The following is a 15,378-nucleotide window of genomic DNA, read 5'->3' on the forward strand; positions in this document are numbered from 1 at the left end:
GGACAATGGCGGGGTGATCAGTAGCCCCGTTCTCGACCCCACCCGCCTCGCCAAGCTGCGCGAGGCGCTGCTCGCCGCCTCGTTCACCGCCGACGGCTGTCTCGACCTGCTCGGGCCCACCGGCTACGCGGCACTGGCCCGCAGCGAGGCGGTCCCGGCGCTGCGCGCGACCCGCGGCGGCAGCCCGCTGGAGACGCTGGTCAGGCTGTTCCTGCTCCAGCAGCCGGTGCCGTACAAGGCAGCGGCCGCCGCGCTGCCGGTCGAGGACTGCCTGGCCGACGGCTGGCTGCGCCCGGACGGCGATCTGGTGCGCGCCACCGTGGACGTCCGCCCGTACGCCAACGAGGTCTCCGGAATGCCCAGTTCGGACGCCTGGGTGGTCTCTGACCTGGGCTGCGCGGTGGGCGGCGCGGGCGGCATCGGCTCCGGCGAGACCGCCCACGGCGTGGCCCGCAAGGACCTGGTGCTCGGCGTCGGCGGCGCGTCCACGACGCTGGCCAACATCACCGTGCGCCGCCCGGTCCGGGCCGCGCTGGACCTCGGCTCGGGCTCCGGCGTGCAGGCACTGCACGCGGCCCGGCACGCCCAGCGGGTCACCGCCACCGACCTCAATCCCCGCGCGCTGCGCTTCTCCGAGCTGACCCTGGCGCTGTCCGGCTTCGACAACACCGAGGCCCTCACCGGCAGCCTCTTCGAGCCGGTCGGGGAGCGGAAGTTCGACCTGATCGTCTCCAACCCGCCGTTCGTCATCTCGCCGGCCGGCCGGTTCACCTACCGCGACGGCGGCATGGCGGGCGACGACCTGTGCCGCAGCTTGGTCCGCTCGGCCGCTGCCCACCTGGAGCCGGGCGGCTACTGCCAGTTGCTGGCCAACTGGCAGCACGTCAAGGGCGAGGACTGGCACGAGCGGCTGACCGGCTGGGTCGCCGGCACCGGGCTGGACGCCTGGATCGTCCAGCGCGAGGTCCAGGACGTCGCCCAGTACGCCGAGTTGTGGCTGCGCGACGGCGGCGACCACCGCGGCCCGGGCGGCGATTACCAGGCCCGGTACGGCGAGTGGCTGGACGCCTTCGAGGCGGGCCGGGTCGAGGGCATCGGCATGGGCTGGATCACCCTGCGGGCGAGCGGCGCCGAGCGCCCGACGGTCCGGGTGGAGGAGTGGCCGCACCCGGTGGAGCAGCCGCTCGGCCCGCACATCGAGGAGTGGTTCGACCGTCAGGACTTCCTGCGCTCGCACGACGACGCGGGCCTGCTCGCGGCCCGGTACGTGCTGGCCGACGAGGTGGTCCAGGAGCAGGTCGGCGCGCCGGGGGCGGAGGACCCGGAGCACGTGATCCTGCGTCACAACCGCGGCATGCGGCGCGCCACCAAGGTGGACACGGTGGGCGCCGGCTTCGTCGGGGTCTGCGACGGGACGCTGTCGGCGGGCGAGATCGTGGACGCCATCGCGCAGTTGCTCGGCGAGGACCGGGTGGTGCTGCGGGACCGGGTGCCGGAGTCGCTGCGGCTGCTGACCGAGCAGGGCTTCATCCGTCCGGTCGGCTGACGCGCTCGCCGGGCCGTTCTGGCGCGCTCGCCGGGCTGTCCTGACGCGCTCGCCGGGTCGTACCGACGCGCGCTCACCAAGCCTCGCTGGCACGCTCACCGGGCCGCAGGGAGCACCGGTTCATCTCCCCGTGGCCCCCGGTTCGCCCATCGGTCGCCGGACGGCTCTCCCCCGTTGGCTCCCGACTGTGAAGCTCTGTCCACAGGCTGTGGACAGAGCTGGGGAGCCGGGGGGCGAGGGGTGGACACGACGACGGCGGCCGTGGGCGGGCTGGTGCTCGCCCTCTTCGGTGGCGCACTGCTGCTCTGGTGCGCCGCCGAACTGCGCCTTCGCCGCCGGGTACGCCGCCGGGGCGTGCCGGCCGTGGCCGTCGTCGTCGCCGAGGACGACGCGCACGGCGAACTCGACAGCGCGCCGCTGCTCGCCTTCTCCGCCCTCCCGTCGGTCGGCGGCCCCGGAGCCGGGCGGGTCGCCGAGCGGGTGCTCACCCGTCCGCGCGGCCACACCCCGCTGCGCCGTCCGGACCGCTTCGCGCCCGGCGCCTCCGTCCGGATCTGTTACGACCCGCGCCGCCCGAGCCGGGTCGTGCTGGCGGCGGGCGAGATCAGCCGGCCCGCGGTGGCCGACCTGCTGTGGAGCGCGCTCGGCACGGGCTGCCTGGCGGCGGGCGTCGGCCTGCTGGCGGCCGTCGTCGGTTGAAAGAGCCGGTGGGGCCGAAAGGCCGTACGCACCGTTCGCACCATTCGCACCGTTCGGGCCCGATCGGCCCGGGCGAATATCCGTTGACAGATCTTGAAATCCGTCATTCCATCCTCCGGAACCCGCCGAAGCCCCCCTCCACGGGGCGCGATCCTCCATCATCGGGTTACCGTTCGAGTGGCGTCGGTGGGCCTGGCAAGTGAAAAAGCGGGATCCGTCCGTTTGACAAGGGTGGCCGGGGTACGGTCACACTCCGCTGGTGGGGTAGTCGTTCAGCGGCAGCCCCGGGACGGTGGAGGGGTCGGGCGGAGCGCAGCCCGTGCTGCCAGCGCCGACCAGCTCACATAACGACCGGGAGAGAAGAGCGAAGGTGTCCCCGAGCAGCGAGACCGCGCACGGACAGCGACTCGTCATTGTCGAGTCGCCGGCCAAGGCGAAGACGATCAAGGGCTACCTGGGCCCCGGCTACATCGTCGAGGCGAGCGTCGGGCACATCCGCGACCTGCCCAGCACCGCGGCCGAGGTGCCGGACAAGTACACCGGCGAGGTGCGCCGCCTCGGGGTGGACGTCGACCATGACTTCGCTCCCATCTACGTGGTCAACGCGGACAAGAAGTCCCAGGTCAGCAAGTTGAAGTCGCTGCTCGCGGAGTCCGACGAGCTCTTCCTCGCCACCGATGAGGACCGCGAGGGCGAGGCCATCGCGTGGCACCTCCAGCAGGTCCTGAAGCCCAAGGTGCCGGTGCACCGGATGGTGTTCCACGAGATCACCAAGACCGCCATCCAGGAGGCCGTGGCCAACCCGCGCGAGCTGAACCAGCGCCTGGTCGACGCCCAGGAGACCCGCCGCATCCTCGACCGCCTCTACGGCTTCGAGGTCTCGCCGGTGCTGTGGAAGAAGGTCATGCCGAAGCTGTCGGCCGGCCGCGTGCAGTCCGTCGCGACCCGCCTGGTGGTCGAGCGCGAGCGCGAGCGCATGGCGTTCCGCAGCGCGTCCTACTGGGACCTGGTCGGCACCTTCGGCACCGGCCGTACTCCGGCCGACGCCGCCAACCCGGAGACCTTCGGCGCCCGGCTCGCCGCGGTCGACGGCAAGCGGATCGCCAGCGGCCGCGACTTCGGCTCGGACGGGCGGCTCAAGGCCGCCAGTTCCAACACCCTGCACCTGGACGAGCAGGCCGCCCGGCAGCTGGCCGCCGCCCTGACGCAGACCGCGTTCAGCGTCCGCAGCGTCGAGTCCAAGCCCTACCGCCGCTCGCCGTACGCGCCGTTCCGCACCACCACGCTCCAGCAGGAGGCCAGCCGCAAGCTGGGCTTCGGCGCCAAGCGGACCATGCAGGTGGCCCAGAAGCTGTACGAGAACGGCTTCATCACCTATATGCGTACCGACTCCACCACCTTGTCGGACACCGCGGTCGCCGCCGCCCGTGCGCAGGTCACCCAGCTCTACGGCGCCGACTACCTGCCGGACGCACCGCGCACCTACGCCAGCAAGGTCAAGAACGCGCAGGAGGCGCACGAGGCCGTCCGCCCCTCCGGTGACCGCTTCCGCACCCCCGCCGAGACGAGCCTGAGCGGCGACGAGTTCCGGCTGTACGAGCTGATCTGGATGCGCACCGTCGCCTCCCAGATGAAGGACGCGGTCGGCCAGTCCGTCACCGTCCGGGTCGGCGGCGCCTCCGCGGACGGCCGGGACGTCGAGTTCTCCGCCTCCGGCAAGATCATCACCTTCCACGGCTTCCTCAAGGCCTACGTCGAGGGCGCCGACGACCCGAACGCCGAGCTCGACGACCGCGAGCGCCGGCTGCCGCAGGTCGCCGAGGGTGACCCGCTCGCCGCCGAGCAGCTCACCCCCGAGGGCCACGCCACCAAGCCGCCGGCCCGCTACACCGAGGCCTCGCTGGTCAAGGAGCTGGAGGACCGGGAGATCGGCCGCCCCTCCACGTACGCCTCGATCATCGACACGATCATCCAGCGCCGGTACGTGTTCAAGAAGGGGACGGCGCTCGTCCCGTCCTTCCTCTCCTTCGCCGTGGTCAACCTCCTGGAGAAGCACTTCGGCCGGCTGGTCGACTACGACTTCACCGCCAAGATGGAGGACGACCTCGACCGGATCGCGGCCGGCGAGGCGCAGTCCGTGCCGTGGCTGAAGCGTTTCTACTTCGGCGAGGGCGACGGCCACGCCGTCGGCGGTGCGGCCGAGGCCGGCAACGGCGACGGCGACCACCTGGGCGGCCTGAAGGAACTGGTCACCGACCTCGGCGCGATCGACGCCCGGGAGATCAGCTCGTTCCGGATCAGCGACGACATCACCCTGCGGGTCGGCCGCTACGGCCCGTACGTCGAGCGACCCTCCGCCGTCGAGGGCGAGCCCGGTCAGCGCGCGGACATCCCGGACGACCTGCCGCCGGACGAGCTCACCGTCGAGCTGGCCGAGGAGCTGCTGGCCAGGCCCAGCGGCGACTTCGAGCTCGGCCCGGACCCGGTCAGCGGCAACATGCTGGTCGCCAAGGACGGCCGCTACGGCCCGTACGTGACCGAGATCCTGCCCGAGGGCACGCCCAAGACCGGCAAGAACGCGATCAAGCCGCGCACGGCCTCGCTGTTCAAGACGATGTCGCTGGAGACCGTCACCCTGGAGGACGCGCTGCGGCTGCTCTCGCTGCCGCGCGTCGTCGGCGCCGACGCCGAGGGCGTGGAGATCACCGCGCAGAACGGCCGCTACGGCCCGTACCTCAAGCGCGGCACCGACTCGCGCTCGCTCACCAGCGAGGACCAGCTCTTCACGATCACCCTCGACGAGGCGCTGGTGATCTACGCCCAGCCCAAGCAGCGCGGCCGGGCCGCCGCCGCCCCGCCGCTCAAGGAGCTGGGCACCGACCCGGTCAGCGAGCGGCCGGTGGTGGTCAAGGACGGCCGCTTCGGGCCGTACGTGACCGACGGCGAGACCAACGCCACGCTGCGCAAGGACGACGAGGTCGAGACCATCACGCCGGAGCGCGGCTACGAGCTGCTCGCCGAGAAGCGGGCGCGCGGGCCGGTGAAGAAGGTGGCGAAGAAGGCGCCGGCGAAGAAGGCGACCGCCACCAAGACGGCGGCAGCCAAGAAGACGGCAGCCAAGAAGACGGCGGCAAAGGCGACGACCGCGAAGAAGACGACCGCCAAGAAGACGGCGGCCAAGAAGACCGCCGCGAGCAAGACCACGGCCACCGATGAGGGCTGATCCTCCGACAGTGGCCTCGGGCCCGCGTCTCCCACCCCGGGGCGCGGGCCCGAGGTCTGTGCGGGGATCGTCACAACCCGGTGATGAGCCGGATCCGGAACCCCGTTCGTCTCTTTCCGGCCGACCCCCGCCCGCTACGCTGACCGTATGACGAGCGAGGAGCAGCCCACCCCCAGCGCCGCCCCGGCCGCCAGAGCCGCCATGCCCGACCTGGTCGAGGTCGCGCCCGCCGGAACCCCGGTGGAGCGGGCGCGCGCCCTGCTGCGCACGCGCCCCTACCGGCGCCTCTGGACCACCCAGCTGATCGGTGGCACCGCGGACCGGCTCGGTCTGCTGGTGCTGCTCGCGCTCACCGTGATCGCCGCCGCCCTCGGCGGCCAGTTCGGCGACCTGCCGCGCAGCCTGGCCTTCGCCGTCGCCGCGGTCCTCGCCGCCCGGCTGGCGGCCACTGTGCTGGTCGGCGTCCTGCTGCTCGGGCCGGTGCACCAGTTGGTCGCAGGAAAGCTCGACCGGCGCTGGACGCTGTTCGGCGCCGACGCGCTGCGCGCCGTGCTGATCGGCATCGCGCCCTGGTGGACGATCTGGCTGGGCTCCGGCCCGAAGCCGTCCGGCGGCGCCACGTATGTCCTGCTGGCCACGGTCTTCGTGACCGGCGCCGCCGAACGGGTCTGGGGGATCGCCAAGGCCGCCGCCGTCCCGGGCCTGCTGCCGCCCGCCGACCCGTACGCGCCCGCCGCCGAGCAGCGGCCGTCCGCCGCCAACCTGGACACCGTCCGGAGCATCGACCGGTTCACCGGCTGGGCCACCGTGCCGCTCGCGGCCGTCGGCCTGATCGCGTTCACGCTGCTCAACAACATCGTCGCGGCGCTCGGCTCGGACTGGTTCCGGACCCACCAGGTCACCTTCGCCGCGCTCGGCGCGGCCGGCCTGTTCACCGCCGCCGCCGTCCGCGGCTACCTCCAGCAGTTGCCCGGCGGCCCGGTCGCCGTCGCCCCGCACTCGCCGCTGCAGGGCCTGCGCGCCCCCACCGACGCCACCCCCGGGCCCGCGCTCAGCAAGGGCCGCACCGGCAGCGCCCCCTACTTCACCTTCGCGGTCGCGGCCGGCTACGCGTCGATGGCCGGCGTCGCCGCGCTCGCGCTGCTCACCGCCGCCGAGCACCGGGCCGGGCCGATCGGCTACGGCCTGCTCGTGCTCGCCGCCGCCGGGGCGCCCGCGGCCGGCGCCCGGCTCACCCGGGCCACCCTGCCCTCGCTCTCCCGCCGCCGCCTGCTCGCGCTCGCGCTGCTCGCCGAGGGCGTGACGCTGATCCTGGCCGGGCTGGTCCTCGACTTCGTGCTCGTCCTGGTGCTCACCGTGCTGGCCGGCCTCGCCGCCGGGATCGTCGTCTCGGCCGGACGCACCCTGCTCGCCCAGGAGGTCGAGGAGGCCCGGCTGCCCAAGGTCACCGAGCACCTGTATGCGGTGCTGCGGGCCGTGGTCGGCAGTGCGCTGGTCGTCGTCCCGCTGATCGCCGGCGCCTACGGCGACGTCGAGTACGGCACGGTCAGGCCCGGCTCGTTCACCTTCATCCACGGCGGCGCGGCCCTCGCCGTCGCCACCGCGGGCCTGCTCACGCTGGCGCTCGCCGCCGTCGTCCTGCTCAAGACGGACGACCGGCGTGGCACCGCCCCGTTCGGCCGCGACCTGATCGACGCGCTGCGCGGCGACAGCGGCCCGGCGGCGCACCGCACCACCGGCACTGGCTTCTTCATCGCCCTGGAGGGCGGCGACGGCGCCGGCAAGTCCACCCAGGCCCAAGCGCTCGCCGAATGGATCCGCGGCAAGGGCCATGAGGTCGTGCTCACCCGCGAGCCCGGCGGCAGCCCGGTCGGACAGCGGCTGCGCGGTCTCGTCCTGGACGTCGGCAACACCGGCCTGTCGCACCGCGCCGAGGCGCTGATCTACGCGGCCGACCGGGCCGAGCACGTCGAGAACGTCATTCGGCCGGCCCTCGCCCGCGGCGCCGTCGTCATCACCGACCGGTACATGGACTCCTCCATCGCGTACCAGGGCGCCGGCCGCGACCTCGCCGCGACCGAGGTCGCCCGGATCTCCCGCTGGGCGACCGGCGGGCTGGTGCCCGACCTGACCGTCGTCCTCGACGTCGACCCGGGCAAGGCCCGCGAGCGCTTCACCGAGGCGCTGGACCGGCTGGAGTCCGAGCCGACCGAGTTCCACCAGCGCGTACGAGCCGGCTTCCTCGCCCTCGCGGCCGCCGACCCGGCGCGCTACCTGGTCGTCGACGGCAGCCAGGCGCCCGGCTTCGTCACCACCGCGATCCGGCACCGGCTCGACCGCGAGCTGCCGCTCTCCGAGCAGGAGAAGGCCGCCCGCGCCGAGCAGGAACGGCTCGCCCGTGAGGAGGCCGAGCGGCGCGCCGCCGAGGAGGCCCGGAAGAAGGCCGAGGCGGAGGCCGCCGAGCGCAAGCGGCAGGAACTGCTGGAGCAGCTGCGGGCCGAGCAGGCCGAGAGGGAGCGGCTGGCCAAGGAGGAGGCCGAGCGGGTCGCCGCCGAGGCCCGGCGCAAGGCTGAGGAAGAGGCCCGGCGGAAGGCCGAGGAAGCAGCGCGGCGCAGGGCTGAGGAAGAGGCCCGGCGCAGGGCCGAGGAGGAGGCGAGGCTGGCCGCGGAGGCGGCCGAGCGCAAGCGGCTCGCCGACGAGGCGGCGGCTCAGGCCGAACTCCAGCGGCAGCGGGAACTCCAGCGCGAGGAGCAGCGCCGCAGGGCCGAGGAGGCGCTGCAGCGGGCGGAGGAGGCCCGGCTGGCGCAGGCCGCCGCGCTCGCCGCGGCTGCGGCGGCGGCCGAGACGGCGGCTGGCCGTGCCAAGGGTGCGGATGCGGGCGTGGGTGCTGCGGATGCGGGCGCGGGTCGTGGGCGGCCGGCTCCGGGGGATGCGGTGACCACCGAGCTGCGGGCGGTCAAGGACGCTCCGGGTGAGGTCGGGGACGAGGCGACGCGCGAGCTGTCGCTGCGCGACCGGCAGGCTGCTGCCCGGGCGGCGGGGGCCGTGGACGAGACCGCGAAGCTTCCGGTGGTTCCGGCCTCGGCCGTGGACGAGACGGCGGTGCTGCCGCCCGTCCCGGTGGCTGCGGACGAGACGGCCGTGCTGCCCAAGGTGCCGGCCGAGGCCCCCCGGACCGAGGTGCTGCCGCGGGTCGAGCCGGGCCGTACCGAGGGCCGGGTGCCCCCGGGTCTGTGGCGCGAGGAGCCTGCGGACAGCACGCGGGAGCTGCCGGTGGTGGGGGAGGGCCAGGCCCCGGCCCCGGCTCCGGCCCCGGCCCCGGCTCCGGCCCCGGCTCCGGCGCCGGCCGGCGCTGAGCCGCGACCGCGGCCCGAGTGGGCCGAGGAGACGCCGATGGACGACCTGCCGAGCCTCACCGACACGCTGCTCGGCTCGCGCGACGAGTGGGCCCGCTGGGAGCACGGCGGCCCCACCGGCCAGGCCCCGCAGGCCCCGCAGGCCCCGCGCGGCGGTGCCGACGGCGGCCAGGGCGCCGGTGGCGGCGGTGGCGGTGACGCGGGCGACGGCGGCAAGGGCAAGGGCCGCCGCTGGGGCCGGCGGGGCTGAGCCCCGCGCCGGTGGGCGGAACGCACGACGGACGACGGGCGGTGTTGCCGGGCTGAGAAGTCCCGGCGGCGCCGCCCGCATGTGCTGCCGGGTGGTGCGCGCCGACTGTGGGTGGCGGTGTGGCGCGGGCCTGCGGTGGCGCGGGCCGGCGGCGGGGCGCGGGGCGGCCGTGTGATGTGGTCGGTCGTGTGGCGCAGGACGGCTGTCCGGTGCACGGCGCCCGCGTGGCGTCGGGCGGCCGGGGTGTGCCCGGGCGGGCGTCGGTCGGATGGCGCAGTGGGTGTCGGAGGGGCCACGTATGCTCGACGGCGGGGAAGAGGCGCCACTGGAGCGCAGCCGTACGGAGCTTGGGAGCAGCAGTGGCCGTCTGGGACGACCTGGTGGGCCAGGAGCGGGTGGTCGAGCAGCTGACCGCCGCGGCCCGGGCGGCCGGGGCGACGGTGGCGGCCGGGCGGGGGAGCGGGCCGGCGGAGGGGGCGAATGCCTCCCTGATGACGCATGCCTGGCTGTTCACCGGTCCGCCCGGGGCCGGGCAGGTGACGGCCGCGCGGGCGTTCGCGGCGGCGCTCCAGTGCACCAGTCCGGATCTCGCGCTGGGCGGCACGCCCGGCTGCGGGTTCTGCGACGGCTGCCACACCGTGCTGGCCGGCAGCCACGCCGACGTGAAGTACGTCCGGAGCGACGGCCTGTCCATCGGCGTCGGCGACATGCGCGACCTCGTGCTGCGCGCCTCCAGCTACCCGACCGGCGGACGCTGGTCGGTGATCCTCGTGGACGCCGCCCACCGGCTCACCGAGGCCGCCGCGAACGCCCTGCTCAAGGGCGTCGAGGAGCCCTCCCCGCGTACCGTCTGGCTGCTCTGCGCCCCGTCCGTTCAGGACGTGCTGCCGACCATCCGTTCGCGCTGCCGTCTGCTGGTCCTGCGCACGCCCGCCGCCGAGGCGGTCGCCGACATGCTGGTCCGCCGCGACGGCGTCGAGCCGGAGACGGCCCGGCTGGCCGCGCTGGCCGGGCAGGGTGACATCGAGCGTTCGCGTCGTCTCGCCGTCGACGAGCAGGCCCGCACCCGGCGCACCGAGGTGCTGCGGATCCCGCTGGAGGTCGCCGACATCGGCGGTTGTCTGGCCGCCGCCCAGCGCCTGGTGGACACCGCCAAGGCCGACGCCGAGGCGCTCGCCGAGACCCAGGACACCAAGGAGACCGACGACCTGAAGGCGGCCTACGGCGCCGCCGAGGGCAGCAAGGCGCCGCGCGGCATGGCCGGGGCGGTCAAGGAGCTGGAGAAGCGGCAGAAGAGCCGGGCCACCCGCACCCGGCGGGAGACCCTCGGCGTCGCCCTGCTCGACCTGCTCGCCTTCTACCGGGACGTGCTCGCGCTCCAGCTCGGCTCGACCGGCGTGCTGGCCAACGAGGACCAGCGGCAGGTGCTGAACCGGGTCGCCCAGGCCGGTCCGCCGGAGGGCACGCTGCGCCGGATCGAGGCGGTGCTCGCCTGCCGCCAGGCGCTGGACCGCAACGTCGACCCGCTGCTCGCGGTCGAGGCGATGACGGTGGCGCTGCGGGCCGGCTGACGCACCGGGGCGTACGTCTCCCCGCGCTAGCGGACTGTCCCACCTTCGAGTGAACGGGCGATACGCGCCGGGCACACCCGCGTGTGACCGTCGGGTCGTCTTGCACGCTGGTGGCCGACTGCGCCCCGACGCCGGGGCCGTCGCGTCCCGTACGGCGCCGGGTCCGCCCCGGTCGTCCGGCCCTCCTCCCGAGGTGGTGCGTCCCGTGGTCCGTTCGCTCCTCGTCATTCCCCTGCTGGCCGCTGCGCTGGGCGGCCTCTGGCTCGCGCGCGGCGCCCACCAACGCTGGCGCGACCTGCGCTCCGCCGAGGCCTACGAGCTGGCCGGAGACCGGTGGCCGATGCTGGTGCGGGCGGCCGGGGCGATGGTGTGCGGGGTGTGCGTCACGGCGCTGACGCTGCTGACGGCCTTGGGCGCCTTCGGTGGCCTCAGCCGGACCGACCAGGAGGCGGTGGAGAAGGCCGAGCCTGCCGTGGACGCGGCGAGCGCGGTTGGGGCGGAGGGGGCGAGCATCCGGCAGCAGGCGGCGCCGCCCACTGCCGGCGCGGCCGCCGTCGCACCGGCAGCCGCCCAGTCGCCGGCCGCGACGCCCGCCGCCGTGGCCAGCCGGTTCGACAGTGTCGGTCACCCCGGCGGCGGAGAACTGCTGCAGTCCGCCGTGGTCGGGCCCGACGGCCGCCCACGCAACGTTCGGGTCTGGCTGCCGCCGCAGTACGCCAAGGAGCCGAACGCCCGCTTCCCGGTCGTCGTCATGCAGGCCGCCACCCCGCGCCAGACGGCCGACGCCGAGGTCCCGGACGTCTTCGAGGGCATCGGTGCCGCCCTGCAGAGCGGCAAGGCCCGCCCGTTCGTCCTGGTTGCCCCCGAGGCGCCGGACGGCACCGCGCACCCCTGCGACCTGGTCGCCGCCGCCCCGCAGGCGGTCGCCGACGATGCGACGCTGCGCACCACCATCGCGGCCTCCTTCCGCACCCTGCCGCCCGGCCCGGCGTCCTGGGGCACGCTCGGCGTCGAGGGCGGCGCGCCGTGCGCCGCCGCGGCCGGGCTGACCCGCCCCGACCTGTACGGCGCGGCGGCCGCGGTCTCCGGCCGGTACGACGCCGCCGCGCTCACCCAGGCCGGCGCGGAGGCCCCCGCAGGTACCGCGGCGAAGCTGCTGCTGGCCGCCGCCAAGGGCGACGCCGCCGGGCTCGACGCGGCCCGCAAGCTTCAGGCCGCGCTGCACGCGGGCTCCGGACCGGCGGCCAAGGCCGACGTGAAGATCTCGGACAACGTGCAGGACTACACGCCCGACCGGGAGCGGCTGCGGCTGGTCCGGCAGGCGGCGCAGTATCTGGCCGACACCCTGTCCAAGGCGTCCTAGTACCACTTCTGGGGCGTCCCAGCACCGCTCTCGGCGGGCACTACGCTGCCCGGTACCCGGCCCGGGTACCGGGCAGCTCTTATTTGACCAGGCGCTTGGCCGGGCGATCGAAGGGATCTGGATGAAGGCCACCGGGCGGATCCTGGCGGCGGCGTTCGGCGTCGCCGGGTTGCTGGCGGGCGGGTGCAGCTCCGGGACGTCCGGTGCGGGCGGCTCTGCGGGCCCGGCTGCGGGCGGCGGTCCGGGGGCGGCCTCGTCCGACGCGATCGGGCCCGGTGGATCCGCGGCGCCCGGCGTCACGCCGCTGGAGCCGCTCCCCACCGCCGTGCCGGCCGCGCTCGGCCCGTACTACGGGCAGAAGCCGGCCTGGCAGCCGTGCGACGGCGGGTTCGAGTGCACCACCTTCCGGGTGCCGCTCGACTACGACCACCCCGCCGACGGCGACCTCACCCTGTCGGCCGTCCGCGCCCCCGCCGTCCCCGGTGGCGCGTCGGCGGCCGGCCGGCTCGGCTCGCTGCTGCTCAACCCGGGCGGCCCCGGCGGCTCGGCGATCGAGTACGTGGAGGCCGCCGCCCGAACGTACGACCTCGGCGTGCGCGCCCGGTACGACCTGGTCGGCCTCGACCCGCGCGGAGTCGGTCGCAGCAGCCCCGTCACTTGCCTGAGCGGCGCCCGGATGGACGCCTTCACGTCCGTCGGCCTCACCCCCGCGGACCAGCGCGAGATCGACGCCCTGGTCGCCGCCGACAAGGAGTTCGCCGAGGGCTGCCGCCAGCGGGCCGGCACGGCGCTCGGGCATGTCAGCACCGTCGAGGCCGCCCGCGACATGGACGTGCTGCGCGCCCTGCTCGGCGACGAGAAGCTCACCTACGTCGGCAAGTCCTACGGCACCTTCCTCGGCGCCACCTACGCCGGGCTCTTCCCCACCCGTGCCGGGCGGCTCGTCCTCGACGGCGCGATGGACCCGTCCCTCGACTCGGTCACCGGGAACCGCACCCAGGCCGGCGGCTTCGAGACCGCCTGGGCGGCCTTCGCCAAGGACTGCGCCCGGCGCGACGACTGCCCGCTCGGCCGCACCGAGCAGGCCGTCGGCGACCAGCTCACCGCCCTGTTCGAGGCCGTCCGCGCTAACCCACTGCCGACCACCGGCAACGGCCGCCGGCTCACCGAGGCCCAGGCCACCACCGGCGTCATCGAGGCCATGTACGCCGACTTCCTGTGGCCCAAGCTGCGCACCGCGTTCACGGACGCCAAGGCCGGGGACGGCACCGGCCTGCTGAAGCTCTCCGACTCCTACTACGGGCGCGAGGCGGACGGCTCGTACCCCAGCCTGATGTTCGCGAACACCGCGGTGAACTGCCTCGACCTGCCCGCCCCGTTCGCCGGCCCGGAGGACGTCCAGCGGGCGGTGCCGGACTTCGAGCGGACCTCGCCGCACTTCGGCCGCGACATGGCCTGGATGGCGCTGACCTGCGCCTACTGGCCGGTCAGGGCCACCGGCGCGGCGCACACCGTCCGGGCCGCGGGGGCCGCCCCGATCGTCGTCATCGGCACCACCCGCGACCCGGCCACCCCGTACGCGTGGGCGCGGTCGCTCGCCGCGCAGCTGGAGTCCGGCCGGCTGCTCACCTACGACGGGGACGGACACACCGCGTACGGACGGCACAACGTGTGTGTGGACGGCGCGGTCAACCGCTTCCTGCTGACGGGCGAGGCTCCCGAGCAGGGCAAGCGCTGCGGGCCGTAGGTCGGGGGAGCTGGAGGCAGCTGGATAGTTTCAGCTTCAATCGATCATCGATACGACGTTAGGATGAGCGCTCCCTGCCGCCTTCCTCTCCCCGGAGCGCACCGTGCTCGGAGTCAACGACCTGGCGACGTACGTCCTCGGCGCCCTCGTCATCGTCCTGCTGCCCGGCCCCAACTCCCTGTACGTCCTGTCCGTCGCCGCCCGCAAGGGCATCCGGACCGGCTACCGGGCCGCCGCCGGGGTCTTCGTCGGCGACTTCACCCTCATCAGCCTCACCTCACTGGGCGCCGCCTCCCTCCTGAAGGCCAACCCCGCCGTCTTCGCCGTGGTCAAGCTGGGCGGCGCCGCCTACCTGCTCTGGATCGGCTTCGGCATGCTCCGCGCCGCCCGCCAGCTCTGGCGCGAACGCCGTGCCGCGGCCGACCCCGCCGCCGAGCAGGCCCCCGAGCCCGTCGAGCACCCGTTCCGCCGCGCCCTCGTGATCAGCCTCCTGAACCCGAAGGCCATTTTGTTCCTTCTGTCGTTCTTCACCCAGTTCGTCGACCCGAGCTACGGGCAGCCCGCGCTGTCCTTCGCGCTGCTCGGCGGCATCCTGCAGACCTTCAGCGTCCTCTACCTGACCCTGCTGATCTTCGCCGGCACGACCCTCGCCGCCGCCTTCCGCCGCCGCAAGCGCCTGTCCGCCACCCTCACCAGCGGCGTCGCCGTCCTCTTCGCCGGCTTCGCCGCCAAGCTCGCCGTCTCCTCGGCCTGACCCCCGCCGGATATCCCGGTACGGATCACCCGCGAACCTGTGTAGACTGGCCCGCGTTGCCGCGACACGCGGCAGCAGCGCCGCCTTAGCTCAGTTGGCCAGAGCAACGCACTCGTAATGCGTAGGTCGCGGGTTCGAATCCCGCAGGCGGCTCCAAAGCAAACCCCAGGTCGGGCCTCTGACCTGGGGTTTTCTTGTTCGGATGACCATGGGAGTCGGGCAAATCGGGCACTTGGACTCTATGCATCGCAATGCGTAGGTCGTCGGTTCGTTGGCGTCACTGATTTTCTGGGTGGCCCCTTTGACCTGCCGTTTTGCCGATGATGGCGAGTTGGTCCACTCAGTGTCGGACCGCCTCGGTGGACGGCCGGTGGACAAGCGTGCATTGGTAGTGCAGATGGTGGCGCCGGGCGACATCAGGAGTGCGGCCGGGATTGTCCATTTCCGACAAGGCGGAGAGCCTGCCAGCTGCGGTGGTGGAAGCTCGGGGATCGCGTTGTCGCACCGATGGAGCCAGCACCCGGCCTGGCTCGGCTCCGCCGCTGCTGGACGCCTTCGCCGCAGGAGGTCTGCGTGTCGCGGCCGCGGCGAGATCGGGGGCGAGGCTTCGGCCGCTGCCCTCCGGCGCAGATCTCACGACCTGCCGGATCATCCAGGAGGCCCTGACGAGCGTCACCAGGCGTGCCGCCACCGGGCAGGCCGTGGTGTGACTTGCCGACGCGGGCAACCGCCTGCGGATCACTGTGGGCAATGACGGCCCGACCCGTGCAAACCTGGTCGACCGCACTCGGCTGCGGCATCCACGGCCCGGTCCGTCGGCGGCCATGTGCACACCCGGCCGAAGTCGGCAGGGACTTCGGCGTCACTGC

General features: G+C 74.3%; 8 protein-coding genes and 1 tRNA gene. All 9 read left to right on the forward strand.

Features of this window, described 5'->3' with window-relative positions:
- Positions 1 to 13 precede the first annotated feature (13 nt).
- The 9 genes from KV557_RS07570 (at position 14) to KV557_RS07610 (ending at position 14,665) form a co-directional block, all read left to right on the forward strand.
- Positions 14 to 1,546 carry a DUF7059 domain-containing protein gene (locus KV557_RS07570; protein ID WP_218198975.1) on the forward strand — a complete coding sequence of 511 codons (1,533 nt, stop codon included), beginning with the start codon at positions 14 to 16 and terminating at the stop codon, positions 1,544 to 1,546.
- Positions 1,547 to 1,786: 240 nt separating this feature from the next.
- Positions 1,787 to 2,245 carry a DUF3592 domain-containing protein gene (locus KV557_RS07575; RefSeq protein WP_218198976.1) on the forward strand — a complete coding sequence of 153 codons (459 nt, stop codon included), beginning with the start codon at positions 1,787 to 1,789 and terminating at the stop codon, positions 2,243 to 2,245.
- A 370-nt stretch (positions 2,246 to 2,615) separates the two neighbouring features.
- Positions 2,616 to 5,468, forward strand: coding sequence for a type I DNA topoisomerase (gene topA / locus KV557_RS07580; RefSeq protein ID WP_218198977.1), 2,853 nt, complete (start codon positions 2,616 to 2,618; stop codon positions 5,466 to 5,468).
- 147 nt (positions 5,469 to 5,615) lie between these two features.
- Positions 5,616 to 9,074 carry a dTMP kinase gene (gene tmk / locus KV557_RS07585; protein WP_256177071.1) on the forward strand — a complete coding sequence of 1,153 codons (3,459 nt, stop codon included), beginning with the start codon at positions 5,616 to 5,618 and terminating at the stop codon, positions 9,072 to 9,074.
- A 359-nt stretch (positions 9,075 to 9,433) separates the two neighbouring features.
- Positions 9,434 to 10,645: a DNA polymerase III subunit delta' gene (locus tag KV557_RS07590; RefSeq protein WP_218198978.1), complete on the forward strand. Its 1,212-nt coding sequence runs from the start codon at positions 9,434 to 9,436 to the stop codon at positions 10,643 to 10,645.
- Between the two features lie 205 nt (positions 10,646 to 10,850).
- Positions 10,851 to 12,008, forward strand: a complete 1,158-nt coding sequence (locus tag KV557_RS07595; RefSeq protein WP_218198979.1) for a hypothetical protein — start codon at positions 10,851 to 10,853, stop codon at positions 12,006 to 12,008.
- Positions 12,009 to 12,129: 121 nt separating this feature from the next.
- Complete coding sequence (locus KV557_RS07600; RefSeq protein WP_218198980.1) at positions 12,130 to 13,755, forward strand: alpha/beta hydrolase; 1,626 nt, start codon at positions 12,130 to 12,132, stop codon at positions 13,753 to 13,755.
- A gap of 103 nt (positions 13,756 to 13,858) precedes the next feature.
- Complete coding sequence (gene leuE / locus KV557_RS07605) at positions 13,859 to 14,509, forward strand: leucine efflux protein LeuE (protein WP_218198981.1); 651 nt, start codon at positions 13,859 to 13,861, stop codon at positions 14,507 to 14,509.
- A 79-nt stretch (positions 14,510 to 14,588) separates the two neighbouring features.
- Positions 14,589 to 14,665 (forward strand) — tRNA-Thr (locus KV557_RS07610).
- Positions 14,666 to 15,378: the final 713 nt, after the last annotated feature.

Source organism: Kitasatospora aureofaciens, from assembly GCF_019192735.1.
GTDB lineage: Bacteria > Actinomycetota > Actinomycetes > Streptomycetales > Streptomycetaceae > Kitasatospora > Kitasatospora aureofaciens_A.

Excerpts from the sequence above, each read along its gene's own strand:
- tmk (WP_256177071.1), top strand. The coding sequence starts at position 5,616 with ATGACGAGCGAGGAGCAGCCCACCCCCAGCGCCGCCCCGGCCGCCAGA.
- KV557_RS07600 (WP_218198980.1), top strand. The coding sequence starts at position 12,130 with ATGAAGGCCACCGGGCGGATCCTGGCGGCGGCGTTCGGCGTCGCCGGG.